This is a genomic window from Rothia sp. 18CD1-1 (assembly GCF_055285355.1).
In genome coordinates this window covers 34,304-59,910 of record NZ_JBUZLI010000005.1, presented here as the reverse complement: position 1 = coordinate 59,910, position 25,607 = coordinate 34,304, and the positions used below count along the sequence as shown (strand labels likewise).

Sequence of the window (25,607 nt, the reverse complement as noted above, 5' to 3'; positions counted from 1 at the left end):
AAACAACCCCGCCCAGGCGACTCGTTCTACAATACACACCCCAAACCACCCACAGCAACCCCACACACAGTGATAAGTAGCACAAATATATCGTTTGCTGCCTGCCACCCTCAAAAATCGCCCCCAGCTAGCCCAACAGCCCGGGCTCTCACGAGGAAACCCCGACCAAAAAACCCAGCGGCCAAGCCCAAACCGCCGGAACAAAATCAGCAATCCACCGGTTGCACTGTAATGCATACAGTCAACCACCACTACCAGAGGAGCAGCTATGCCGACCCTATCAATCCTCGACTTCGCAACAATCTTCGACGGCGAATCACCCCGCGAAAGCTTCCACCGCTCAGTTGAGCTCGCCCAGCACGCTGAAAACCTAGGCTACGAACGCCTCTGGTACGCAGAACACCACAATATGCCCTCGATAGCCAGCTCAGCGCCCGCCGTGCTCATCTCCCATATCGGCGCCCACACCACAAAAATCCGTCTGGGGGCCGGCGGAGTTATGCTCCCCAACCATTCACCCCTAGCCGTGGCAGAGCAGTTCGGCACGCTGGCTGAACTTTACCCCAACCGTATCGACCTGGGCCTAGGGCGAGCACCCGGAACCGACCTCAAAACCCTTCAGGCGCTACGCCGCGAACCGAGCACCGCCGAAAATTTTCCGCAAGACGTTCAAGAACTACAGGGCTATCTCACGGATAAGACCCTTGTCCCCGGAATCAACGCCACCCCCGGCCGCGGCACCAATGTGCCCCTCTATATTCTGGGCTCCTCCCTCTTTGGTGCGTCCCTGGCCGCAGCACTGGGCCTACCCTACGCTTTCGCCTCCCACTTTGCCCCCGCGCACCTGGAAGAAGCGATAAAACTCTACCGTGAACGTTTTAAACCCTCACAGCAGCTCGCCGAACCCTACGTGATTGCTGCGGTCAACGTCCTTGCCGCCGACACCACCGACGACGCCACAGAGCAGCTCTCGATTGCCCAGCGCAACCGGGTGAAAAATATGGTCGGCAGGGGACGCGACTACTCCGATGCTGAGCTCTCCATGCTCATGAACTCTGCTCAGGGTCAGCAGGTGCTCTCTATGCTGAGGTACACCGCCGTGGGCACCGGCATCGAGGTCAAAGACTATCTGCTTCGCTTTGCACAGTCGGTGGAGGCAAACGAGCTTATGCTCTCGCCGCTATCACCGAGTACTGACGGTGTTTATAAAACCCTTGATATCGTGGCAAACCAGCTGATGAGTTCCTAGAGACCTCACGGGGCGGCCCCTCGGCCCGTGCTCGCCGTCGCGGACACAGGCAAGGGGCTGTCTATCAGCTGGCACCCGGATCATGGCTCGGAAGAGAAACTATTAATGAGTTCCTTAATCATGGCCCCCAGCCGTGAACGTTCTGGGACCAGCGGGCTGATACCGTGCCCTTCAAGAGATTGGGCTGTGACCGGACCTACAGCAGCCACGCGCACCCTACCGAGTGAGTCAAGGAAAGCTGCTCCTCGCCCGGTTGTTTCTGCCCTGCTGACCAGCGCCTCAACCGCGGGGGCTGCGGTAAAGGTGATAGCGTCGACCTCTCCACCCACCACAGCGTCAATGAGAGCGTCTACCTTCTCCGGTTCCCGCGGTTGAACCCAGCGGTTAGGGTGCACCTGGGTAACTTGTGCCCCCGCCCTCTCCAGCTCGTCAACCAGGGACGGATCGGGCTGACCGTGCTGCTGAATAGTCACACTTTTTCCGGCTACGCCCTGCGTGAGGACAAGATCTACCAGTGACCGGGTAGTCTCAACCGCCGCCATCCCCGCATCCTGAAAACCCAGTCCACGCACTGCACCGCGGCCCTTTGCCCCGCGCACATAAATATCGGCGGCAGCCAGTACCGCCCGTAAGGCCGGACCCATATCCGTTTTGTCAACCGTCTCCAGCCAACTTTTTAAACCATAACCGGTGGTTACCAACACCATCTGCGGTGGATTGTCAAGAACCCGGCCGGTCTCATCAAGTAGCAACGTGTCATCGTCCGTCTTCACAATGCGCACGGTGGGCGCAATCATAACGCGTGCACCCCGCCGTTCAAACGCTGCGGCCTGCTCTTCTGCCCTGCGGGAAGCCGTCACGGCCACGGTTTTACCGGCAAAAACTTTACTCATGTCCTCGACCATCCTGTACTGTGCGCGCACGCCTAATAGCCTTCACCCGAATATGAATCATGAGTCATATTTGCAAAGCGTGAATAGTGTCCCTGAAAAGCAACGGCAATGGTTTTGGTCGGGCCATTGCGGTGCTTAGCCACGATCAAATCTGCCTCACCGGCTCGCGGAGACTCCTTATCGTAAACATCATCGCGGTGCAGGAGAACAACCATATCCGCATCCTGCTCAATTGAACCCGACTCACGCAGATCAGACACCATGGGACGCTTATCGGTGCGCTGTTCAGAACCACGGTTAAGCTGCGATAACGCAATGAGCGGCACCTCAAGCTCTTTAGCCATAAGTTTGAGTGCACGCGAGAACTCAGCAACCTCCTGCTGGCGAGACTCCACCTTCTTTCCCGAACTCATAAGCTGCAGATAGTCCAGCACAATCAGCTGAAGATTATTGCGCTGCTTCAACCGCCGAGCCTTGGCGCGGATCTCCATCAGGGTCATATTGGGAGAATCGTCAATAAAAAGCGGGGCATCACCGATCTTGCCCATCGCATTGGCCAGCTTAGCCCACTGCTCATCATCGAGCTGACCCTTACGCAAGTCACTCAGGTTCAGCGAAGCCTCTGCCGAGAGAATCTTTGTTGCAATCTCATTGCGGCTCATCTCCAGCGAAAAAAACACGGTGGTCATATTGTTTTTGATCGCCGCAGACCGGGCGATATCCAGAGCAAAAGTAGACTTGCCCATCGCCGGGCGAGCCGCAACCACAATCATCTGCCCCGCCTGCAAGCCGGCAGTGAGCTCATCAAACTCAATAAAACCGGTGGGCACCCCGTGCACACCGCCGGTACGGGCCCCATTCGCCTCAATCTCATCGACCGTTGAATCAAGCACACTCTGCAACCGCACATAGTCTTCGCTCTGCCGGCCGCTAGAGACACCGTAGATTTCTGCCTGGGCCTGGTTCACCAGACCTTCCACCTCGCCGTCTGCCGAGTAGCCTATCTGGGCAATCTTGGTACCAGCCTCCACCAGCCGGCGAAGCACCGCCTGCTCCGAAACAATATCAGCGTAAAAACCGGCGTTTGCCGCTGTTGGTACAGACGAAATAAGAGAGTGTAGATAGGCGGCGCCGCCCACCGTACCCAGTTCACCACGCTTGTTGAGCTCATCGGCAACGGTAACTGCGTCAGCAGGCTCGCCGTGCCCGTAGAGAGTAATGATTGCCTCATAGATGCATTCATGGCTGTGCTTGTAAAAGTCTTTACCGGCAAGGACCTCAACCACATCGGCGATAGCATCTTTGGAAAGCATCATACCGCCGAGTACCGACTGCTCGGCGACTTCATCGTGGGGAAGGGATCGTACCCCGTAATCAGAATCTTCAGACACATCTAACCTCTACTGGAGGCGCCGCGGTCCGGCACCTTTTCGGCTTCTAAGAATCAGGTAGCTTCCATCTTCGCACACCGGACAGGTGAGCGGGACCGGCCTTTCTCTTTGAGAAGAGTCACTAGGTGAACAGGGCATCCATCAGCTATCGGCCCTCCGGCCAATCCCTCCTCCTTCCATGTTCGCCAATCGTACGCCGCCCCGGCCCCTATACCGCTTCCGGTACAGGGTATAGGCTTAAAACCAGACCGAACAGGAGACACTCATGCCAGCAAAACTCTTTCAAAAACTCACCCTACCCACCAGAACCGGAGACGGCCTCACCCTAAAAAACCGCACCATTGTTGCCCCCATGTGCCAGTACACCGTAGAAAAACAAGACGGCATACCCACTGACTGGCACTTTATGCACTACGGGTCACTTGCCGCCGGCGGATTCGGACTCATCACCGTCGAGGCCACCGGGGTGGAACCACGCGGCCGCATTTCCCCCCAAGACCTAGGTCTCTGGAACGACGACCAGCTCGTCGAACACCGCCGCATCGTAGATTTTGTGCACTCGCTGGGAGCAAAAATTGCCCTACAGCTCGCCCACGCCGGGGGCAAAGCCTCAACCCCCGCCTGGCGTCCGGGCGCCCAAGATCACACCCTCTCCGCAGCCGAAGGCGGATGGCCAACGGTATCGTCCACGGACTCACCCATCTTCCCCCACCTCGACGCTCCCCACCGGCTCACCACAGAGGAGGTGGAAGAGATCGTGCACTCCTTCGCTACCGCAGCACAGCGCGCCGACAGCGCCGGCTACGATGCGATTCAGCTGCACGGGGCACACGGCTACCTGATCCACCAGTTCCTCTCACCCGTCACCAACCATCGCACCGATAAATACGGTGGCAGCGAAGAAAACCGCACCCGTTTTGTTCGGGAAATAGCCGCAGAGGTTGCCGGGGTCTGGCCGCAGAACAAGGTGCTCGGTATTCGGCTGAGCGGTACCGACTGGTTGGAGGAAAGCGGTCAGCGGGGCTGGACCGTTGATCAGTCGGCACCTCTTATTCGTGAGCTCAATCAACAGCACGGTTTCACCTGGGTTGACGTCTCATCGGGCGGACTCACCGACTATAAAAACATCCCGTTGGGCTTTGGCTACCAGGTTCCGCTAGCCCAGAATATTCTCGACGAGCTGGCAGATACCAACACGGTAGTAAGCACCGTGGGCATGATCGATAACGCTGTACAGGCAGAAACCATTCTGCGCACCAACCAAGCCCACGCCGTCTCCCTCGCCCGCACCGCACTAGGAAACCCCCACTGGGCCACCCGTGCGGCGGTAGAACTTCAGGTACCCGCCGACCAGCTACCCAACGCAACACCGCTGTGGCGGGCACGCTTCTAACCCCTAAATAAAGGCCAGAAGCGTCCACCAGAGAAAAGGGTTAAAAATGATCGAGCATACTAGCAGCAGAAGGTTCCACACCCACATGCTACGGTAGCGGATCAGGCCCACAAGGGCCAGGATTGTTGCCAGAGCTGAAGCAATAATCCCCACAATAGAACAGATGAGTAGGGTAGCTATCACCGCCGAGGGGGACCCCGCACCCGCAAATACCGCTACCAGTAACATCACCACCGCAATACCCTCAGCAAGAGCACCCACGAGAAAAGTCTGAGTGCTCGGGCGTAGTGCTGGGCGAGCAGACGAGGTGTGCGTTGATCGAGAAGGCATAAATACAGTATGCCCAAAACACTTGACCAAAGTACACAAAAACGCCGCCTCCCCGTAAACGGGAAGGCGGCGTATAAAGGGCCGTATCGATCCTGAGAACCAGGTTAGGCGGCTACAACATCAAGCTCAACGTTTGCCACAACATCGTCGTGCAAACGCACCGATACAGAGTAAACACCGGTTGATCGGATTGCTTTCTCAAGGTTGATTGCCCGCTTGTCGACGGAACCAAACCCGGCAGCCTCAATAGCCTCTGCGATAGCGGCAGGGTTCACAGAACCAAAGAGACGCCCCTCGGCACCCGCTTTATGGGCGAGAGTCACGGTTGCCTCCGCCAACCGGGCAGCCTGCGTCTGCGCCTCTTCAAGAGAAGCCTGAGCACGGGCCGCACGGGCAGCCTTAATGGACTCAACCTGGCGCTCGCCGCCCCTGGTCCAGGTGACCGCAAAACCGCGAGGTAGCAGGTAGTTCCGGGCATAGCCATCTTTGACGGTAACAACGTCGCCAGCTACACCGAGACCGGTTACTTCTTGGGTCAAAATAATCTTTGCCATGTTCTTCTACTCTCCTTCTCTTTAGCGACCGGCGCCGGAGTAGGGAAGCAGAGCAACCTCGCGGGCATTTTTGATAGCCTGGGCGATCTTGCGCTGCTCCTGCACGGACACACCGGTGACCCGGCGGGCACGGATCTTTCCGCGATCAGAGATGAATTTACGCAGAAGTGCAACGTCCTTGTAGTCGATAACAGTTACGTCAGCAGCCTTCAGCGGGTTCTGCTTTGGTTTGGGCTTACGAATTTCAGCCTTAGCCATCGTGGTGCTCCTTAGATTGTGTGGGAGCCCGCGGAGTCTACCGCGGGATGGGTTGAATAATTATTGGTGTGAGGTGGACAGGTTTAGAAGGGCGGCTCGTCATCCGCCCCTGCCCCCCAGTCGTAGTTACCGCCGGACTGTGCACCCCACGGGTCTGCTGCTGGGGCCGGTGATTGCGGCTGTTGGGCGGGTGCCTGCTGATTGTAGCCTCCGCCGCTGCCGCCCGCGAAATTAGCCTGCTGTCCACCGGCATTGTATCCGCCACCGGCCGGTTGATTTCCGGCATAGTTGGAACCACCGTTATAGCCGCCCTGGCCACCGCCGAAGTTACCTCCGGAGCGCTGGTTGCGGTTGACATTGGCCGACGCAAAACGCAGTGACGGACCAATTTCCTCGATATCCAGCTCCATTGAGGTGCGGCGTTCGCCCTCTTTGGTCTCGTAGGATCGAGATTTCAAACGGCCCTGGGCGATCACGCGCATACCCTTGCGCAGGGTTTCTGCAACGTTCTCAGCAGCTTCACGCCAGATCGACGCTCGCAGAAAGAGGGTTTCGCCCTCTTTCCATTCACCCGATGCACGGTCAAAGGTGCGGGGGGTGGACGCAATCGTAAAGTTAGCTACCGCGGCACCGTTGGGGGTGAAGCGGAGCTCCGGGTCGCCGGTAAGATTACCGACAACCGTGATAACGGTATCGCCAGCCATGAGGCCTCCAGTCCTTAGTTCAAGCTAGTAGAAAATTTCTCACGCTGTACCCGACCTTTCCGCTATCGGCGGTCGAGCCGGCACCGTCTTCTCACCTACTTGGAAGAGATCTTCTGGTCTTCCGGACGAATAATTTTGGTGCGCATGACGGACTCATTCAGGGAAAGAACGCGGTCCAGTTCTGCGGCGGTTTCCGGGGTGGAAGTGAAGTTGACGACGGCGTAGATTCCCTCGTTTTTCTTCTGGATTTCGTAGGCGAGACGGCGGCGGCCCCAAATATCCATATTGTCGACGGTGCCGTTGTCTTTGGTTACGATTTCGAGGAATTTGGAGAGTGTGGGCTCGACAGCCTTGTCCTCCACCTCGGGGTTGAGGATAACCATCAGCTCGTATGCGCGCATGATTAAACCCCTCCTTTGGGCTAAACGGCTATGGGATTTCCATAGCAGGAGATTCTTACTGTGGTTTGTGTGCTAGCGGTAATTGGCCGATGAGCAACACAGACTCCCCCAACTCTACCCCACGGCGGGTTCAATCCACTGCTGGAGAGAAAAAATGGCGCAAGGTCACAGTTGTTTTAGTCACCGGGGACTGCTGCGGCCGGGGATCGTGCGGGTAACGCCCTGTGCGAAAAGGGGTTGGAAACCGTGTCGACGGTGGAGGAGGCCAGGTAGTTTTAACCGTGTAAGCACTACCGTGAGTCTCAATAGCTTTAGCTTTGTAAGGAGTTTTTATGTCTGAGCGTCCCGAACACTACACCCCCCGGTATATCAACGGCGATAACCAGCGGAATCCTTTCAGCCCCGGCTACGGTCTGGGCAATCCGGGCTCTGGGCCCACCTACATTATCCAGCAGAAATCCCTGGTGCTCGCCTATGTGCTGTGGTTTTTCTTGGGCGGTCTCGGTATCCACAAGTTCTATCTGCGCCAGCCGATCATGGGCATCGTCTATCTGCTTCTCTTCACCCTGGGCTCGCTCACCACGGCCCTGATTATTGGTTGGATACCGCTCATCCTGTGGGGAATTTTGATGTTCATTGACATTTTCACCATGCCGCTGCGGGTGGGGATTATCAATTCGCTCGCAAACCGCCGGGTTTACTAGCTTTCGTCTTTCCCCGGTTCCTCCGTTTCTTCCGGGAACTCACCCGGGCCCACAGATATTGTGGCAGAGCTCCCCGATGAAACGACTTTGACGTCGATAGAAGCCCTAACGGTCTCGCTTCGATCCTCCCCGTTGACCCGGTAGGTGAGTTCGAATACCGCCGGTTCCTGTCGTGTGGCTGTCCATGTCTCTGCGGATTCTAGGCTTTGCTGGAGCCGCAGCGAGGGGCGGCTTACCAGTTTCCATTCCACATCGGTAATATTTGCTCGGTCTGTGGAGGTGGGGGTTGAAAGAGGACCCTCGGTTTGCCGTGACGGGTCCGAGCCTTCCGACTGGAGCACCCTGTCCAGCGGGCGACCCAACGAATCATATGCTGCTGATGCCGGGCAGTTGACCGGCGCCAGCGATTTTGAAGACTCGCACTTGCTCAGCCACGAATCGATCGCGGAATCGGTTTCCCTCCACATGCGTTTTGACGGGCGTACATCGAGGTTCAGTGGAGCAACCTCTTTCTGAAGCAGGTCAATTTTCACCACCTGCTCACCGCCCACAATCCTGTAATACGAATCTTCGGGGAGGGAAAAAACGTATTCTCCGGGTAGCAGGGGCACCTTCCAGCTATAGCCAGACTCCCCCTGCTGGGCACGAGAAGTATTGAGCTTGAGTGATTTCCCGTTCACCATTATTCGATCAAAGGCAACGGGTATTGTGAGCATTTCATTGGCCTGCGCTGCACCGTCAAGTTTCCAGGTGTCGTTATAGAGCCCCGACCTGTGCTCTCTGATCAGCGGCAGCTCAACCTCACGGCTACTACCCTGCACAGTCACCCTCACATGCGCGATAGCCCTATCCCCGTTCTCATCAATGGAGAGAATTTTATAGTCCTCTACTCTGCCGGAGGCTGCCCGGTACATAGAGTTTTTGAGGAAGACAGCCGAACTATCTCCGTAGGCGGAACGGTCAGCTGCCGCAAAATAGTTCCCGCTCTGGAGGGAGTTCAAATAATTTTTTACCGCCTTTTCAGGGGTGTGAGCAAGAAAAATATAGTTGCTCACAGACACAAGTACAGCGGCAAAAACCACCACCAGCAAAGCCACCAGGGTAAGGCGACGCCGTACAGAGATTTTCTCGGCACGGCTGAGAATTTCCGCTGATCGTTTACGCGGCCTAGACACCGGGCGTACCCTCCCTCAGGTGCCCTCCGGGGCTGGTCATTTGTGATTCGTAGGCAAATATAACCACCTGCACACGATCGCGTAAACCGAGTTTGGACAGGATAGAGCGCACGTGGGTTTTGACCGTGGTCTCGGATACAAAGAATTTTTGGGCTATCTCGGCGTTGGAGAGTCCCTGGGCAATAGCTAGCACGGTGTCTTGTTCCCTGGGAGTGAGAGAATCAACCAAATCACTGTATATTCTGTCAAGGATATCGACAGATTGTTTACTGCCGTGAACGTATTCTTCGACCAAGCGGGCTGTAATTCTCGGTGCCACGATCGAGTCTCCGCCGGCAACCACACGAACCGCTCGCACCAGTTCCTCGGGCTGGGTATCTTTGAGAATGAAGGCGCTGGCCCCCGCTCTCAGACCTGAAAAAGCATACTCATCAAGGTCAAAGGTGGTCAGGATAATAACCTTTGTCGCGGTGTTTGCGGTGATCTGCCGGGTTGCCTCGATACCGTCGAGAACCGGCATGCGCACGTCCATGAGCGCGATGTCCGGGCGCAGATCCCGAACAGCGTCGACACCTTCGGCACCGTTACCTGCCTCGCCCACCACCGTTATTCCCGAGTCTTCCAAAACCATGCGAAAACCCATGCGCAAGAGGGGCTGATCATCAATAAGAACCACGCGCAGTGGTGCGGTAGTTTCGCTCACAACAGGTCTTCCTTCTCATGCCCCGGGGATTTCTCTTATTCTAGTCAGCACAGAAGATTCTTAGCTATTTATCCACGCCATAAGAGGTGTGCCCGCACAGTCCAACCACCCACGCTGTTTTCCCCGGCTTCAACGCTGCCCCCGTAGAGGGCGGCACGCTCACGCATACCGGCAATACCCTTTCCACTTCCGAGCCCCTCGCTGGGATCTACCCTCCGTCGCGGTGGGCTGGACATCACACCGTCGTTGACCACACGAATCCAAATATCGGGTAGCTCAACCCGCAGAGTGACCTCTACCGAGCGCACATTTTCACCGTAGCGAAGGGCGTTAGTGAGGGATTCCTGCACAATGCGATAGATACTCAAACGCAGATTGTGGTCGGTGGGGATCGGCTGTCCCTCGTGGTTAAACTGCACGGGTAATCCGGTGGAAGCAAACGATCTCACCAGTTCAGCAAGATTCTCCTCAGCGTTTTCGGTTCCGCCCTCAACGGGTTTCAGAGGGACAGGCTCTCCCTCGGCTTCCCGCAGTACCCCCAGCGTACGACGAACATCAGCGAGTGCTGCCCGGCCCGTCGCCGAAAGTTCGCCCAGTACCTCCCCCGCCCGTTGCGGGTCTTTCTTACCGACGATACGGGCGCCATCTGCGAGGGCGATCATGACGGTGAGAGAGTGGGCAACCACATCGTGCATTTCCCGCGCAATCCGATTCCTCTCTTCGGTAGCGGCAAGCTGCTGGTTCTTTTCAAAGGTGACAAGGAGTTCTGCCTCAAAGTCGCGGTTTTTACGAACCTGACGGGCAATGAGGATGATGACCAAACCGATAGACACCCTGAGCAGGAACCTACTCACTATAAGAGATATTCGCACCGAATTATATGCGGCTTCATCAACAACGTTATCTTCAAAAAAGATAGAAACACGGTAGACTGCGGTAATAATTGCTGCACCGTCGATAACCATACACATCAAAAAAACAGTGAGTATTCGCCGCCAGGAGCAAAAATAAGCGAGAGAATAAAGGAATATGGCTACGGTAATACCACTCACCGCACCAAAACCCATCTCATTTTCAGACACCTCATCCTGAAGTATCGCCTGAAAAAGATCTGCAACTACCGCTGCACAAAAAAGAAATGCGGGATACCTATCCCTGTAGAAAATCCCCAGAGTAAGCAAAAAGGAAACCAGCACAAAATAGATTACCTCCTCTACCGGAGGAGCCTCAAGAGGTGCCCCATAATTCCTCACAAAAATAACAACGACGGTTGCTAATAAATAAGAAATATTAGCGAGAGCCAGAATAAGGTTAATACTGCGAGGATGCTTCTGCATCCAGAGCCGCACCGGGCCGCGCCGCTGCGCAAGCAACTGCTGCCCCTCAGAGAGAGGGGCAGCACCTGGAGATATCGAATTCAACGGTTCTCTTTATCTCTTGCTAGCTATCTGTAAAACGGAAGCGAAGGTAGCCGAGCAGGGCAGGGACAGCACCCCAGGCCGCGAGAACCAGGCCGGCCTTACCGTAACCTATCTCAGCATCATCAGGCAGTCCATACCTAATAAAAGTATCTCCTATAGCCATAGGAAGATAGTTACTAAAATCTTTTGCCCACTCCCAGGGGAAGAAGGAAAAAACAATAGCAGAAATAAAGATGAGCACCACGATGCAGACAATAGCGCCCGCATTATTGCGCAATAATGCTCCCATTCCCAGACCAAGCCAAGACATAAAAACAAAATAGGCGGAAATAGCTAACCAGTTGAGCAGGATTCCCGAATTTACCGAAACCCTAATATCTGGGTCAATAACCATCTGGCCTACGAAAAAAGAAATTATTGCGCTGATATATCCGAGAACAAAAGTAACTAGGGTAACCACAACAATTTTTGCCAGATATACCATAGAACGCTTGGGTACAGCGATCAGAGTGGTTTGAATAGACCGGGTTGAATATTCAGAGGCAATAAATACAACCGCCATCGAGGCAACCAGCATGTTCGCCATACTTATGCCCCCACCGCCCAAAGCGGCAGAATAATTTTTGTAGGTATCGATAATTTCCAGAGGGGCCTGGCCACCACTCTTCATTTCAGCGTAGAGAAAATTGCGTCCCAACGCCTCTAGAGCAGCCAGACCAACCATTACAATAAGGGTTATAAAAATCATCACCCAGTTGGTAATAAGGGTTCGGTACTTGAGAAACTCCGAGCCCACTGTGCCCATAAAATTGAGTTTCTTCTGCGCGTACCGCGATACACGGGTGTGGGCGGACCCAGATGTCGACGTAGTGGTGGTCATTAGTTCTCCTCCTCTGTCTGAGGTTTATCCCAGGGGGCAGCAGGCTCAGACACAGCGTCAGTCTTCTCCGATCCCAGCTGTGATGAGCTGTACTCAACTTCTTCCCTGGTCATATTCATATACACGTCTTCAAGAGTGGCAATCTGCGGAGTAATCTCGTGAAGTAGCACCCCGGACTCCTGCGCCAAGCGCGCAAGGTCACGGCCCTGCATACCGGTTACCATAAGACCGTCGGTCTCAACTTCCTCAACAGCGGTAGATCTCTCCCTCAGAACGCGCTCAAACTGTTCACGCTCATCGGTGCGCACCAGCACCCGATCATTATCGGCAAGCTCCAAGAACTCCTGCACCGACGAGTGCGCCAGTACCCTACCGCGTCCAATCACCACAAGGTCGTCTGCGGTCTGCGCCATCTCACTCATCAGGTGGGAGGAAATAAGCACGGTTTTACCCTCTGAAGCCAGGTATCGTGCCAGGTTACGCACCCAAATGACGCCCTCGGGGTCTAGGCCGTTGACAGGTTCATCAAAGATAAGGTTCTGGGGGTCCCCCAGCAGCGCGGCGGCTATACCCATACGCTGACCCATACCCAGCGAGAAACCTTTAACCTTCTTCCGCGCCACGGACGAAAGACCCGTCATCTCAATAACCTCATCAACACGCTGGCGAGGAATGCCGTGGGTCATGGCCAGTGAGTGCAGATGGTTGTAGCCTGACCGCCCCGGGTGCATGGCCTTTGCATCGAGGAGAACACCCACCGATGAAAGGGGTGAAGGAAGGGAAACATATTCCTGTCCGTCGACCAGAGCAGACCCCGAGGTTGTTTTTTCCAACCCCACAATCATGCGCATAGTGGTAGATTTGCCAGCACCGTTGGGGCCTAAAAATCCGGTTACCCTGCCATCCGGCACAGTAAAACTTACATTGTCAACGGCGGTTTTATCCCCGTACCGTTTGGTGAGAGACCTGACTTCAAGCACTCTATCTCCTTAGATCCAATAGTTGGTTCTCTATGTGCTGTTCTTAAGCCTAAAAGGTCTCCCCCGTTTTTTCCTCTAACCGGAGAGGGTTTTATGATTTATGTTTCAATCCTGGGCGGGGAGGTGATAGGGTTCCCGTTCTTCGCGGACCGGGACCGGTTCCTAGCCTCTTACCCGGTTTTGTTGCCGTCTTCTGACCGGTTGTCCTCATCCTTCGGCTCAATGACCGGCTTGATACCGTTCATGAGCGGCCCAATAATATCCAGCGGCAGCGGGAAAACCACCGTAGAATTCTGGTCTGCACCCAACTCCAACAGGGTCTGTAAATACCTCAGCTGCAACGACGCCGGAGACTGACTCAGCGTATCCGCCGCTGTCTTCAGCTCGTCGGAAGCCTCAAGCTCGCCCCGGGCAGAAATAATCTTTGCCCGCCGTTCACGCTCCGCCTCAGCCTCCCGGCTCATTGCCCTCTGCATGGCTTCGGGAATTTCAACATCTTTAATCTCAACCAGAGAAACATCTATACCCCAACCGGAAGTCCGAGAGTTGATAATGGTCTGCAAATCGGCGTTGAGATTTTCTCGGTGGGCGAGGAGATCATCGAGCTCAGCACGACCCAGAAGACTGCGCAGGGTTGTCTGCGAGATCTGGGAGGTAGCAACAGCATAGTTCTCCACCTCAAGGACCGCCCGCTGCGAGTCAGTGACGTTAAAAAGAACCACGGCATTCACGCGGGCGGGAACATTATCTTTGGTGATAATCTCCTGCGGCGGAATTGTCAGGGTAATCACCCGTAAATCCACCCGTTGAAGCGAATCAATCAGCGGAAAAATCAGGTGCAAGCCCGGGTTCAGCACGGGCCGCACGTGGCCAAACCGAAAAGCTATACCCCTCTCGTACTCGGGAATTACCCGAATTGAGGCAAGAAACAACACCAGTAGAATCACCACAGCACACAGCACAATAATTATCGGCGCTGACATATTTAACCTTTCTCTCGGACCGGAACAACCCGCTCCACAATTCTCTATTCCTCACCGGCCACGGTGTTTTGGTCCCGCTGGCTACGCTCCAGATTCATCCGCTCCAACGCCTCAGCGGTGGAACGATGCAGCGAAGCCTCCCCGGTACCGCTCCAGCCACGGCGTCGCCCACTCGAAACCGCAACCAGCGGCAGTAGCTCCCGCTCCCTCTCGGCCTTAGCCTGCCGTTCGTTAGACACCCCGCCCCACTTCTGTTCAAAACGATCCATAAGGACCTCGGTCGATTCCCGGGCGGAAACATTGCGCACGTGCGTTACTCCCAGCCCGTCGAGATTGGCCGGGTTATGCAGTAGTTTCAGCCCCAGCGGCGCGGTAAAAGCCAGACAAACCACCGCTGTAGCAACCTCCACCATCACTTCCACCGGTGAGTGAAAGAGGATCATTGCCATACCCATAATCACCAGGGAGAAAAGGGCAACAACCGTCGCTAGGCCCCGGTGAAATCTCCCGCTATCCGAGTATGGCCAGGGATCTATCTCGCGCACAATCTCCCGCCCCTGACGGGATACGGTGCAGGTCGCTTTAAGCGGGCAGGTATTGCAGATACTGGCATTTGCCCGGTAACGCATTACCCGGTTCTCTTTATCGTAGGCGGTGGGCCACAGCCACTGGTCTTCGGGGCACTGCCAGGCATCGTGCGATTCGTGATAGTGAAAACCAAAAGTACGATTAGCCACAGACCTCTGCGACGATTTTCTGGCTAGCCGATCAAAAGTCCACCCCACCCCCACGAGGAACAGGGCGTACGCGGAGGCAACCCACACAAGGGTGGTGACACCCCAGATCTGCGCGGGCATTGCTAGTCCTTCCGACGATCGCTGCGGTAGGGACTCATCTGAGCCGGCAATTTCTCAGCCCGCTCCTGGGCAGCCAGCTCTTCAAGCCGCTCTTCGGTCATCACCTCGTACAGCGGCGGATCCATAAGCTCCATCGTGGTGGGCTTAGCTTTCTTTCCAAAGAAGTGACGCAGAGCCTGCCAGGACATCCACAACAGCGGGAAGACACCCAGTATAAAGATAATGTCTCCGGGCATTCTCAACCACTCGATCAGCGAGTTGGCGCTGTTGTTAATGAAATCGATGGTTCGGGCCTCGTAGTAGCCCGTGTTAACCGATTCGTAGAGCTGGGAAATACCCATGGGAAGAAGAGAAATGAAGACCATCCAGATCAGCCCGATATTCAGCGCCCAGAAGGAGAAGCGCAACCCCTTTTCAGGCCACCTGTTTTCGGGAACGATATAGCGCAGACCAAAGACCGCAAAAGCAAGTGCTAAGAACCCGTACACACCCATCATGGCTCCGTGCGCGTGGTTTGCGGTGAGTGCGGTACCGATCTCGTAGTAGGAGACAATAGGCAGGTTGATGAGGAACCCCATGACTCCGGCACCTAAGAAATTCCAGAACCCCACAGACACCAGGAACATGACAGCCCAACGGTGGGGGAAGGGTTTGGTTTTGTTGGTGTACTGGCGCGAACCCAACTGCATAAAACCCCAGGCTTCAACGGTGAGGAAGGTCAACGGTACTACCTCGATCGCCGAGAAGAAAGCACCGAAAGCCATCTGCTCGGAGGGGGTTCCTGAGAAGTACAGGTGGTGCAGGGTCCCTATAACACCACCGAAAGAGTAGAGGATGGCGTCCATCATGATAATGGCTATGGCTATGCGCTCGCGTACAACACCCAGGAGCACAAACATGTAGGCAACCATCACGGTGGTGAAAAGCTCAAGGAAATCCTCAACCCAGAGGTGTACCACCCAGAAACGCCAGAACTCTGCCACGGAGATGTGGGTACCCGAGCTTGCCATGTGGCCCACCGCGTAGAACATGGGTATGGCCAGGCCCGAGAAGAGAAGGAGCCAGGGCATGGTGTCTTTTCTGGTGCCTTTGAGCCGGGAATGCAGAGTTCGGTAGACGATCACTATCCAGAGGAACATTCCGGCGGTGAGCGCTATCTGGAAGATACGGGGCAGATCAAGAAATTCCCACTGCTGGGAGAAGAGGGATCCTGCGGGCATAAAGCCTTTTTGGGAGAGCCACTCAAAGAGCATGGATCCCAGCACCACCACCACGACCGCGATGAACAGAATAACGGTGAGTAGACCCTGTTTCTTGGGTTCTCTGCGGGTGATGAGCGGGGCTATAAAAATACCTCCGGCCAGAAAGGCCCCGGCTGTCCAGAGCAGGGAAAGCTGTAGGTGCCAGGTACGGGAGACCGTGTAGGGCAGCAGTTCAGCAATCCAGCGAACACCGTAAAACGCCTCGGGCTCAACCCGGTAGTGTTCGGTGAGTGACCCCACCATCACCTGAATAAAGAAGAGCACGGTAATAACGATGAAAAACAGTCCGGCGTTCTTCTGCGAGGGGGTGAGTCGCACGTCGTTGGGCTGGCGGAAATCAAGCACCGGTGCTTCTTCGCCGTGCCAGCCGATAGTGCGTGACCAGCGTCCATAGATAAGGAAGATGATTCCTATACCGCCAATAAGCGCGATTAGCGACAGTGTCGACCAGACCATGAGGTCTGCGGTGGGTGTGTTGCCCACGTTTTCTTCGCTGGGCCAGTTATTGGTGTAGGTGTAGTTGTGATCGGGGCGTTCAGCCGCTGCCGCCCAGGCTGTCCAGGCAAAGAAAGCTGTGGTGTCGTAAAATTCCTGATCGGTTTTGAGGGCATTGGGGAACATACCGTTTTCACCGGATTGCTCACCGAGATAAACGGTGTAGTGGTCAACCATGCGATGAAATTCTTCTACCTGCTGGTCTGTCCAGCGCAGGGTTTTGGTATTTTCGTCATAGTTGTTGGCGCGCCATTCATTTTTCACCGCTTCGCGCGGTTCTTGCACCCCTTCACTACGGTATTTTTCAACGGCGTGTTCGGTGGTGAGGTGCAGATATTCTGCGGTGAAGTCGGGGCCGAGGTAGCCGCCGTGTCCCAGAACAGAGCCGTACTGTTGCAGGCCGCGGCTCTGAAATATCTCTTGGCCGCGGGTGATTTGTTCTGAGGTGGCGATGACGTTTCCCTGATCATCGACGATTTTGTCGGGAAGCGGCATGGAGAGCGCGTAGGTGCGCATTGCCAGAATAGCCATGATGGTGAAGCTGGCCAGTAGCACGAGGGCCAGACCCTGAACCCAGCCTTTGCCCGCGTAGGCTGAAACCTGGTCGATTCGTTGTTCTGTGGCTAGCCGGGTGGCTGTTGATACTTTCTTGATCACGAGAGGGTCTCTCTACGAGGGTGTATGTGCTGGAGGGATAATCCCCACTTCTAAAATTCGCATAAAATATGCAAATAATCAACACGGCACCACCACGGGATCCTCTTTCCCCCTTCTTCTCAAAAAAGAGGAGGTGTCCCTCCCACCGTTTCTATATATTCTGTTTTGCCCATTCTTTGAGCCGGCGGGTTGCTTCCTCCTGCCCCAACTCCCCCTCATCCAGGCGCATATTGAGCAAAAATTTATATGCCTTACCAACTATAGGTCCGGGTGAAACACCTAGAATATCCATAATCTGCTGACCGTCGAGGTCCGGACGCAGGGCGTTGAGCTCTTCCTGCTCGGCAAGCTCGCCAATGCGCCGCTCCAGGTCGTCATAGGCCCGGGAAATACGTTCAGCTTTGCGCCTGTTGCGGGTGGTGACATCCGCACGCGTGAGGCGGTGCAGCCGCTCAAGAAGGTCACCGGCATCGCGCACGTAGCGGCGCACCGCAGAATCGGTCCACCCCGAATCCCCGTACCCGTAAAACCGCATGTGCAGCTCAACCAGTCGGGCCACCGCCGCGATAGTCTCCTTATCAAACCGTAGAGCCCTCATCCTTTTTTTCACCAGTTTTGCCCCCACCACATCGTGGTGTAGAAAGCTTACCGAACCATGAGAGTCAAACCTACGGGTTGCCGGCTTACCGATATCGTGCATCAGTGCGGCGCAGCGCAGAATAAAATCGGGGCCGGGTACAGCTCCGTCCACCCCTGTCTCCTGTGCAGCGGCCTGCTCGAGTACCTTGAGGGAGTGCTGGTAGACATCTTTGTGGCGGTGGTGTTCGTCAACCTCAAGTTTGAGGGCGGGAATTTCGGGAAGCACATAGTCGGCAATCCCCGTGTCAACGAGCAGGCTAATACCTCGAGCAGGGTTCTGCGCATTGACGGTTTTAATCAGTTCGTCTCGCACTCGCTCCGCTGAGATAATCGTTATGCGTTCAGCCATATTTTTCATGGCGGTAAAGACGTCCGGGGCGAGCTCAAAATTAAAACGGGCGGCAAAACGGGCAGCCCGCATCATACGTAGCGGGTCATCGGAAAAGGAGTCTTCGGCCCGCCCCGGTGTCCGGATAACCTTTTCGGTGAGATCACGGATACCGTGGTAGGGATCAACAAGCTCAAGTGTGGGCAGGCGCAGAGCCATGGAATTGATAGTGAAGTCGCGGCGAAAAAGGTCTTCTTGCAAGCTGTTCCCAAACGCTACGGTAGGCTTACGCGAATCCGCCTCGTAGGCCTCTGCACGGTAGGTGGTGATCTCAATCAGGTCATGGCCCTTACGGATCCCGATGGTCCCGTAGTCTCTTCCAATCTCCCACGTGGTGTCCGCCCAGTCCCCGGTGATTTCAAGAATCTCATCGGGGTTCGCATTGGTGGTGAAATCTAGGTCGGTTGCCGTGTTCCCCAGGAACAGGTCTCTTACCGGCCCGCCCACGAGCGAAAGCTCATAGCCGGCAGTATCAAAAAGCTCCCCCAGGGCCAGGGCACGGGGGTGAATAACAGAAGAGTCAAAAAGGTTCGCCATAGTTCTTTAATCGTGCCAGATAAATCACCGTTGCACCCACATCGCGGGCTTTAATCAGACTTACACGGCTCTATCGGTTAAGGTAGAGACATGACTTTTCCACTGCCGAAGGCTCCCAAGGAGCGAGCGGTTACGCCCGTTTCGATGTTGTCCACGGTTGAGGAAGTCTCCGCCGGCGGTGTGATTGTTGATTTTGACAAGAGGGATCTTCCCGTTGCTATTATCGCCAGGATCAATCGGGGCGGCCGTCTTGAATGGTGCCTTCCCAAGGGGCATCCCGAGGACAATGAGAACAGCGTCCAGGCTGCAGCCCGCGAGATTGAAGAAGAAACGGGTATCACCGGCGATGTTTTGGCGTCTTTAGGTAATATCGATTACTGGTTTACGGTTTCGGGGCGGCGAGTGCACAAGACAGTACACCATTTTCTTCTTGCTGCCACGGGCGGGTTTCTGACGACCGAGAAAGATCCCGACCACGAGGCTGTCGATGTGGCATGGGTGAACATCGACGATCTGGGTCAGAGGCTTTCTTTCCCAAATGAGCGTCGCATCGCTGAAATTGCACGCGAGTACATTATTCACCAGCTCTCTTAGGTGTTAGAGCTAGCAGAAAAGGGCACATTCAGTGGGACGTACGGGAGCATTCTCTAGCGCTATCATGGCATCGGGAACCATGGTTTCCCGGGTGCTGGGCTTTGTTAAGACCATTTTGGTTACCTATGCTATCGGTACGGGTACGGCCATGGGCACGATTTTTGAAACCGCCAATACCCTTCCCAATTTGATCTATGTTTTGGTTGCCGGTGGTATTTTTAACGCTGTTCTGGTCCCACAAATTATTAAGGCTGCCCAGCATCACGACGGTGGTTCGGATTTTATTTCTCGTCTGGTGACTCTGGCTACCGTGGGTATTGCCGCGGTAACCGTGGTTGTGCTGGCCTGTTCCTGGCCCATTATCTCGGTGATGGGGCGCGAGTGGACTCCCGAGCAGCGGTCGCTGGGCCTGATTTTTGCTCTCTGGTGTCTGCCACAGATTTTTTTCTACGGTTTTTACACGATTATCGGTCAGGTGCTTAACGCGCGCGGAGCTTTCGGCTGGTACATGTGGTCTCCGGTGATCAATAATATGGTGGCTATTGTCTCGCTTATTTTTTTCATTATGGCATTTGGCAGGCAAACGAATACCGTGCCTCCCCTGCACGATGTTTCTACCTGGACCAGCGCACAAACCCTCGTTCTTGCCGGCTCTTCCACCCTGGGTGTGGTGATTCAGGCCCTGGTACTGCTGTATCCGTTGAGTCGCACGGGGCTGAGGATCCGGCCCAAGTTCGGTTGGCGCGGTATAGGTCTCAGCGCCTCGGCAAAATTGGCGGGGTGGACTCTGGCCACCGGTATTGTCTCCAATCTCGCTTTTTTCTATCTCACGCAGACGGCATCAAATGTTATTTCAACGGACGGCACCCTGGTTCCCGGTATCCAGTCATTGAACTATTCATCGATGCTCTATTCGCTACCTCACGGGGTGGTGGGCCTCTCAATTGCCACCTACCTTTTCAACCGTATGTCAAGAGCCTCCCAGTCCGACGATGATGACACCGTGGTTGCCGCCCTTTCCTCCGGTTTGCGGGTAGCATCTCTCGCCACCGTTTTTCTCGCTGTTGCTCTGGTGGTTTTTGCCGGCCCCGTGGGTGTGCTTTTCGGTAATGGTAGTACTGTCTCCGCAGCCCTCATTGGTCAGACCATAGCTATCATTGCTCTGGGCGGGCCCTTTCTCACTGTCTCTTTCATGATGGGCCGGGTGCTCTACGCGCAGGAGGATGCGAGGACCCCTTTCTATATTCAGCTTGTGGCCGCTGTGGCTATCGTTGTCATGGGTTTTCTGTCGTCAATGCTTGATCCGCACTATATTGTGTTTGGTCTTGCCGCCACCTACGCTCTACAAAATATTATTGCGGTGATACTCAACCATATTGTGCTTAAGCGCCGCTTTGGTGACTACGACGGGGCTAATATTGTGCTGACCCACGCCAAAGTTGCTCTGGCTTCTTTCTTTTCGGGGCTGGTGGGGGCCCTGGTGCTGTGGATGTTTGGTGGCTATTCTTCTTCCGGTTTTGCCTGGGGAGGGTCTTTCAACGCCCTGGTTACCATTCTTGTGGGCGGTACTGTTATGGTTTTTGCCTACTATATTTTCTTGCATATTTTCCGGGTGCGGGAGCTCGATATGCTCATGGCACCGATTCGTAGCAAACTTCCTTTTACCAGACTCTAACCACATATCTTGGACCGGGTGAAGTAAAATTCCCATAGACTCTCACACGAACCTAAGAACCGTAACCAGCCTCGGGAGGGCATGTTGACGCAGAAACCTTCAAACCCTATACCGCTCAATACCGTGCTCGGAGAGCGCTATAAGGTGGTTGCTTCATCTGTTGACACCGCCGATGGCGACTTTGTATTTGAGGGCATGGATCAGGTTCTGAACCGTAAGGTCTCAATTGTTGTTTCTTCCCCCGAGCATAATAGCCGCCTGATTTCTAATGCTCGCACCCTGGCAACCAATACACGCTCTAGCGTGCAGATCCTTGATCTGGGTAATACCGGTGGCAGAACCTATTTGGTGACTTCTCATTCTCGTCCGGACACCCTGCTCGATACTTTGCTGGCCGATTCTCATCTGGTGGCGGCCTCGTCAGAAACTCAGGAGGCTTTGGGGCAGGAGATTTTTGGCGATGATTTGGCTACCGGGCAGACCCCCTATGTTTCTCCTATTCCGGTCCCTGCGGCTATTTCTGCTATCCGTCTGGTTCATGAGGATTCGACCGAGGAAATAGCGCTTAACCGGATACGGGATAGGGAGGGGTACGAGGACAATTCATATGATGACGAATATTCCTACGATGACTCGTATGACGGTGACTATGAGGAGTATGAAGAGTACCCCGATGAGGCGTATTTCGATGATGAGGAGGATAGTCGCAGCGGTGTCTGGATAGTGGCTATTGCTGCCGCTATTTTGCTGGTTATAGGTGTTGCTGCGGTGTTTACCAGCCTCAACGGTATGGTTGATCGGGAGGCGTCGGATCGCGATGTATCTACAGCGGTTTCTACTCCCGCTTCGGCGAGTGCAAGTGCTTCTGCTTCGGCAACGTCTTCACCATCGGCATCGGCGACGCAGAGGACTTCCCCCCGCTTTACCGGTGTTACTCGCCTGGTCCCCTCGAATAGTTCGTATATGGCTGACCAGGATGGCACTCTTGCCCAGACTATAGACGGTAATAGCTCAACTGCGTGGACAAGTTACGCTTTTGCCTCCGCGAATTTTGGTGGGGTTATCAACTCTTTTGCGCTTGCCTATGAGTTGAGGGAGGAAACCACTGTTTCTTCTCTGACCATTGAGCAGGTCTCGGGTACCGGTGGGGCTTTTACCGTCTATACCAATGATTCTGCTTCTTTGACGGGTGCAACCGAGGTGGGCTCCGGTTCTTTCACAGGGTCCAGTGTCGAGGTTCAGCTGAACACCGATAGGCAGGGTGAGGGTGTCAAATACGTGATTATCAATTTCACGTCGGCGCCCAATCTATCTCAGCCCATTGTGTCCGGATACACCTACGGTGCCCGGATTTCTGAGGTGACTCCTTCCAACTAGTTTCTTGTGTTGTGAGGTGACCGCGGAATAAACCTGTGTGCAACCGGGTTCTATCCGGTGATAAGTTTTCTAGTTGAAAGGAAGGCGCGTGACTACCAATCCTCTGGGTGATGTTTTTGGCAGTGGCAACGGTTTTGGTCTGAATCTTGGGGCTGCCGACGATACCGGGCGGGAACAGAAAGTTGATGATACCGTGCACGACGTCATTATTGTGGGGTCGGGCCCTGCCGGTTACACCGCGGCTATTTATGCCGCCCGGGCGAATCTGAAACCTCTCCTGTTTGCGTCATCTGTCTCCCCCGGTGGCGATCTGATGACCACCACCGATGTTGAAAATTATCCCGGTTTTGTTGAGGGTATTCAGGGCCCCGAGTTGATGAGTACCATGGGTGCGCAGTCCGAGCGTTTCGGTGCAGATATTCGCTACGAGGATGTTGAGGTGCTGGAGCTCTCCGGTGATACGAAAAAGGTCATAACCGGTGATGGTTCTGTCTACCTGGCCAAGGCCGTGATTATTTCTACCGGTTCCGAGTATCGCAAGCTGGGCATTGAGGGGGAGCAGCGTCTTTCTGGACACGGTGTTTCTTGGTGCGCCACCTGCGACGGTTTTTTCTTTAGGGAGAAGGTACTTGCCGTAGTGGGAGGCGGTGATTCTGCCCTGGAGGAGGCTCTCTACTTGACAAACCACGCTTCTCGGGTTTATTTAGTGCATCGCCGTGATTCTTTGCGGGGCTCAGAGATCATGCAGCAGCGTGTTTTCGAAAACGATAAGATTGAGGTGGTTTGGGATTCTACGGTGAAAAGTATTAACGGTGAGGATAAGGTTACCTCTGTGACCCTGTCTCACACAAAAACCGGTGAAGAGTCTGAGCTTGCCGTAGAGGGTGTCTTTGTTGCCATCGGTTCTGATCCCCGCACTTCTCTGGTGGAGGGAAAATTGGAACTTACCGATGCAGGGACTATCGCTGTTCAGGGCCGCTCTTCCCGCACATCTATTCCCGGTGTTTTTGCCGCCGGTGATGTTATCGATCCCACCTACCGGCAGGCTATTACTGCCGCCGGTTCCGGCTGTGTTGCGGCTCTGGATGCCCAACACTATATAGAATCTCTCTAGAGTGTGAAAGGATTTTATGATGGCTCAACAGGTTACTGACTCCACTTTCGGTGAAGAGGTCCTTAAATCCCAAAAACCGGTAATTGTTGATTTTTGGGCGGAATGGTGTGGCCCCTGTCGCATGGTTGGCCCCGTTATTGATGAAATCGGTGAAGAGTACTCTGACAAAGTGAAGGTAGTCAAACTCGATGTTGAGAACAACCCGGCGACAGCTATGAAATACGGTATTACCTCGATCCCCGCTATCTATGTTTTCAAAGACGGTGAGGTTGACCATCAGACCGTGGGTGCTAAGCCCAAGGCTGCCCTGGTCAAAGAGTTTGCCAAGTACCTTGAGGCATAAGTAAGGGCTATAGTTTCTCTGTTCATCCGGGCCCCGGGGTTTTCCCCGGGGCCCGGATAATTTATGGATTGGCGGCTACGCTACTTTCGACAGTATCAAGTTCATAGGAATTGTCACCGGATCACCCAGAATAGTTCCCACCATGTTACCGACAAAAGTAACACTGCTGTTTCCTCTAGAAATTTTCTGACGGAGTGAAGATTGAAAAACTACCTATTTAGCTAGTTTATTCCTCAATATTCGGATCAAGGAGGGAAATAATCCGGTTAAGATCTTCCACTGATGCAAACTCAATCGTCATCTTCCCCTTACGAGCACCAAGCTGAATTTTTACATTGGTATCCAATTTATCCGCAAAAGCATCGGCAACATAGTCGAGACGCTCATGATGTTTCTGAGGCTGAGGGGTCTTCTTCTCCTTCTGAGGAATCTCCGTTGAAGCTGCAACCAGTTCTTCAACTGCACGCACAGATAGACCCTCTTTAACCACTTTTTGCGCTATCTTCTCCATCTCCGCCTGACTCTTCATCGTCAGCAAAGCCCGCGCATGACCGGATGAAAGTACCCCTGCAGCCACACGCCTCTGAACAAGCGCAGGAAGCTTCAAAAGACGAATAGTGTTAGAGATCTGAGGTCTTGAACGCCCAATACGCTGAGCCAACTGCTCCTGGGTAGTACCAAATTCTTCGAGGAGCTGCTGATAGGCAGCGGCCTCTTCAATCGGATTAAGCTGACTCCTGTGCAAATTTTCAAGCAGGGCATCACGCAGCAGATCAATGTCTTGAGTTTCACGAATAATAGCAGGGATCGTATCAACCCCGGCCCGCTGACTAGCTCTCCACCGCCTCTCCCCCATCACCAACTCGTATTTTTCTTTTCCGTTCTCATTCGACGGACGAATAACAATAGGTTGCAGAACCCCTATTTCCCTGATGGAGTGTGCAAGTTCTTCCATTTCCTGCTCATCGAACTCTGTGCGGGGTTGTTTCCTGTTTGGATGAATATCGCTGATTTTAATAACAGCAAATTCTGCACCCGGTACGGGAACAAGGGTATCTGCTGTCGGTGTATCATCTTCCCCGAAGAAAAAATCTACAGGACGCCGTGTTGATGTCGTGTTACGAAGAGCAGACCCCATATCCGCCCTCTTCTTCTGCCCGTCTTTAACAGATATTTTCCCTTTTCTAGTCTGTTTTGTTTCACGTGAAACATTCTGGGTCTTCTGCTTAGACCGCTCAGCCGGAGCGTTTTCATTCATGTCTACCGGTAGCATGGGAGAGCTAGTCTCCTCTCCCGTTTTTTGCTGAGTCTGCGGAGTATCCAGAGTTTCTTTAGTAGCCGTTCTTTTTTGCTGGGGGGCCTTCTTTACGGTTCCTTGTTTACTGCTTGAGGCTGACCCCGCGGTCTTCTTGACTATGTCCGATTGAGATGTGGTCGATGGATCTTTTGGGCCAGTATTACCCTTTACAACCGGTTCTGATCTGCCCGTATCTTCATTTTTAACGTTATCAGGGATAAGGGCTCCAAGCCCACGCCCCAAACCCCGGCGCTTCTCTGCCATCTCAATCCTCCTGAATTCAAAAACTCTCTCCCTCAAGTGTAAGCGAGAACCATGGTCATAACATAGCGGTGGGATGATGTTTCACGTGA

The 25,607-nt window shown here is 54.4% G+C and carries 25 protein-coding genes; 8 read left to right on the top strand and 17 right to left on the bottom strand.

The features are described from left to right. Positions 1-268: 268 nt before the first annotated feature. Positions 269-1,249 carry an LLM class flavin-dependent oxidoreductase gene (locus ACS1BR_RS05575; RefSeq protein WP_463560874.1) on the top strand — a complete coding sequence of 327 codons (981 nt, stop codon included), beginning with the start codon at positions 269-271 and terminating at the stop codon, positions 1,247-1,249. Between the two features lie 80 nt (positions 1,250-1,329). On the opposite strand, the gene ACS1BR_RS05570 is transcribed toward ACS1BR_RS05575, so the two are convergent. Together ACS1BR_RS05570 and dnaB are read right to left on the bottom strand one after the other, a co-directional pair. Continuing rightward, entirely contained in the window at positions 1,330-2,142 is an 813-nt protein-coding gene (locus ACS1BR_RS05570) for a uroporphyrinogen-III synthase (protein ID WP_463560871.1), read from the bottom strand. 32 nt (positions 2,143-2,174) lie between these two features. Then, the gene (gene dnaB / locus ACS1BR_RS05565) at positions 2,175-3,533 is read right to left on the bottom strand and encodes a replicative DNA helicase (protein WP_463560867.1); all 1,359 of its coding nucleotides are present in this window, start codon (positions 3,531-3,533) and stop codon (positions 2,175-2,177) included. A gap of 265 nt (positions 3,534-3,798) precedes the next feature. On the opposite strand from dnaB, the gene ACS1BR_RS05560 reads away from it, so the two are divergent. Continuing rightward, positions 3,799-4,926, top strand: coding sequence for an NADH:flavin oxidoreductase/NADH oxidase (locus tag ACS1BR_RS05560; RefSeq protein WP_463560864.1), 1,128 nt, complete (start codon positions 3,799-3,801; stop codon positions 4,924-4,926). Between the two features lie 3 nt (positions 4,927-4,929). On the opposite strand, the gene ACS1BR_RS05555 is transcribed toward ACS1BR_RS05560, so the two are convergent. From ACS1BR_RS05555 to rpsF, 5 genes are all read right to left on the bottom strand, one after another. Next, positions 4,930-5,256, bottom strand: coding sequence for a hypothetical protein (locus ACS1BR_RS05555; protein WP_463560863.1), 327 nt, complete (start codon positions 5,254-5,256; stop codon positions 4,930-4,932). A gap of 104 nt (positions 5,257-5,360) precedes the next feature. After that, positions 5,361-5,810, bottom strand: coding sequence for a 50S ribosomal protein L9 (gene rplI / locus ACS1BR_RS05550; RefSeq protein ID WP_463560861.1), 450 nt, complete (start codon positions 5,808-5,810; stop codon positions 5,361-5,363). A 21-nt stretch (positions 5,811-5,831) separates the two neighbouring features. Further along, positions 5,832-6,068, bottom strand: coding sequence for a 30S ribosomal protein S18 (rpsR, locus tag ACS1BR_RS05545; RefSeq protein WP_168615119.1), 237 nt, complete (start codon positions 6,066-6,068; stop codon positions 5,832-5,834). A gap of 83 nt (positions 6,069-6,151) precedes the next feature. Next, positions 6,152-6,772 (bottom strand): single-stranded DNA-binding protein, encoded by a 621-nt coding sequence (locus ACS1BR_RS05540; RefSeq protein ID WP_463560859.1) that lies wholly within the window; start codon positions 6,770-6,772, stop codon positions 6,152-6,154. A 95-nt stretch (positions 6,773-6,867) separates the two neighbouring features. Further along, entirely contained in the window at positions 6,868-7,173 is a 306-nt protein-coding gene (rpsF, locus tag ACS1BR_RS05535) for a 30S ribosomal protein S6 (protein WP_463560858.1), read from the bottom strand. A gap of 332 nt (positions 7,174-7,505) precedes the next feature. Here rpsF and ACS1BR_RS05530 point away from each other — a divergent pair, with 332 nt between their 5' ends. Then, entirely contained in the window at positions 7,506-7,877 is a 372-nt protein-coding gene (locus ACS1BR_RS05530) for a TM2 domain-containing protein (RefSeq protein WP_463560856.1), read from the top strand. Here the strand turns inward: ACS1BR_RS05530 and ACS1BR_RS05525 are convergent. The 9 genes from ACS1BR_RS05525 to ACS1BR_RS05485 form a co-directional block, all read right to left on the bottom strand. Then, entirely contained in the window at positions 7,874-9,052 is a 1,179-nt protein-coding gene (locus ACS1BR_RS05525) for a nuclear transport factor 2 family protein (RefSeq protein ID WP_463560855.1), read from the bottom strand. The two genes, ACS1BR_RS05530 and ACS1BR_RS05525, sit on opposite strands and share 4 nt — an antisense overlap. Next, on the bottom strand, positions 9,045-9,755 hold the full coding sequence (locus ACS1BR_RS05520) for a response regulator (RefSeq protein ID WP_463560854.1): 711 nt from the start codon (positions 9,753-9,755) through the stop codon (positions 9,045-9,047). Before ACS1BR_RS05520 ends, ACS1BR_RS05525 begins: the two co-directional genes overlap by 8 nt. Before the next feature lie 68 nt (positions 9,756-9,823). Further along, complete coding sequence (locus ACS1BR_RS05515; protein ID WP_463560852.1) at positions 9,824-11,176, bottom strand: sensor histidine kinase; 1,353 nt, start codon at positions 11,174-11,176, stop codon at positions 9,824-9,826. A gap of 19 nt (positions 11,177-11,195) precedes the next feature. Then, positions 11,196-12,056 (bottom strand): hypothetical protein, encoded by an 861-nt coding sequence (locus tag ACS1BR_RS05510; protein WP_463560850.1) that lies wholly within the window; start codon positions 12,054-12,056, stop codon positions 11,196-11,198. Then, on the bottom strand, positions 12,056-13,036 hold the full coding sequence (locus tag ACS1BR_RS05505) for an ABC transporter ATP-binding protein (protein WP_463560845.1): 981 nt from the start codon (positions 13,034-13,036) through the stop codon (positions 12,056-12,058). The genes ACS1BR_RS05510 and ACS1BR_RS05505 overlap by 1 nt, the downstream gene beginning before the upstream one ends. A 170-nt stretch (positions 13,037-13,206) precedes the next feature. Then, positions 13,207-14,019, bottom strand: a complete 813-nt coding sequence (locus ACS1BR_RS05500; protein ID WP_463560842.1) for a slipin family protein — start codon at positions 14,017-14,019, stop codon at positions 13,207-13,209. Positions 14,020-14,063: 44 nt separating this feature from the next. Beyond that, complete coding sequence (locus tag ACS1BR_RS05495; protein WP_463560840.1) at positions 14,064-14,876, bottom strand: transposase; 813 nt, start codon at positions 14,874-14,876, stop codon at positions 14,064-14,066. A gap of 2 nt (positions 14,877-14,878) precedes the next feature. Beyond that, positions 14,879-17,290, bottom strand: coding sequence for a nitric-oxide reductase large subunit (locus ACS1BR_RS05490; protein WP_463560838.1), 2,412 nt, complete (start codon positions 17,288-17,290; stop codon positions 14,879-14,881). 151 nt (positions 17,291-17,441) lie between these two features. Beyond that, positions 17,442-18,854 carry a CCA tRNA nucleotidyltransferase gene (locus ACS1BR_RS05485; protein ID WP_463560836.1) on the bottom strand — a complete coding sequence of 471 codons (1,413 nt, stop codon included), beginning with the start codon at positions 18,852-18,854 and terminating at the stop codon, positions 17,442-17,444. A 90-nt stretch (positions 18,855-18,944) separates the two neighbouring features. Here ACS1BR_RS05485 and ACS1BR_RS05480 point away from each other — a divergent pair, with 90 nt between their 5' ends. The 5 genes from ACS1BR_RS05480 to trxA all read left to right on the top strand — a co-directional run bounded on the left by ACS1BR_RS05480 (position 18,945) and on the right by trxA (position 23,957). Further along, the gene (locus ACS1BR_RS05480) at positions 18,945-19,448 is read left to right on the top strand and encodes an NUDIX hydrolase (RefSeq protein ID WP_463560834.1); all 504 of its coding nucleotides are present in this window, start codon (positions 18,945-18,947) and stop codon (positions 19,446-19,448) included. Between the two features lie 64 nt (positions 19,449-19,512). Further along, positions 19,513-21,123 (top strand): murein biosynthesis integral membrane protein MurJ, encoded by a 1,611-nt coding sequence (gene murJ / locus ACS1BR_RS05475; protein ID WP_463560832.1) that lies wholly within the window; start codon positions 19,513-19,515, stop codon positions 21,121-21,123. A gap of 81 nt (positions 21,124-21,204) precedes the next feature. Continuing rightward, positions 21,205-22,500: a serine/threonine protein kinase gene (locus tag ACS1BR_RS05470; protein WP_463560830.1), complete on the top strand. Its 1,296-nt coding sequence runs from the start codon at positions 21,205-21,207 to the stop codon at positions 22,498-22,500. Positions 22,501-22,588: 88 nt separating this feature from the next. Next, entirely contained in the window at positions 22,589-23,614 is a 1,026-nt protein-coding gene (trxB, locus tag ACS1BR_RS05465) for a thioredoxin-disulfide reductase (RefSeq protein WP_463560828.1), read from the top strand. 16 nt (positions 23,615-23,630) lie between these two features. After that, on the top strand, positions 23,631-23,957 hold the full coding sequence (gene trxA, locus ACS1BR_RS05460) for a thioredoxin (RefSeq protein ID WP_463560826.1): 327 nt from the start codon (positions 23,631-23,633) through the stop codon (positions 23,955-23,957). A 226-nt stretch (positions 23,958-24,183) separates the two neighbouring features. Here the strand turns inward: trxA and ACS1BR_RS05455 are convergent, their stop codons facing one another. Then, entirely contained in the window at positions 24,184-25,518 is a 1,335-nt protein-coding gene (locus tag ACS1BR_RS05455; protein WP_463560825.1) for a ParB/RepB/Spo0J family partition protein, read from the bottom strand. Positions 25,519-25,607 lie beyond the last annotated feature (89 nt).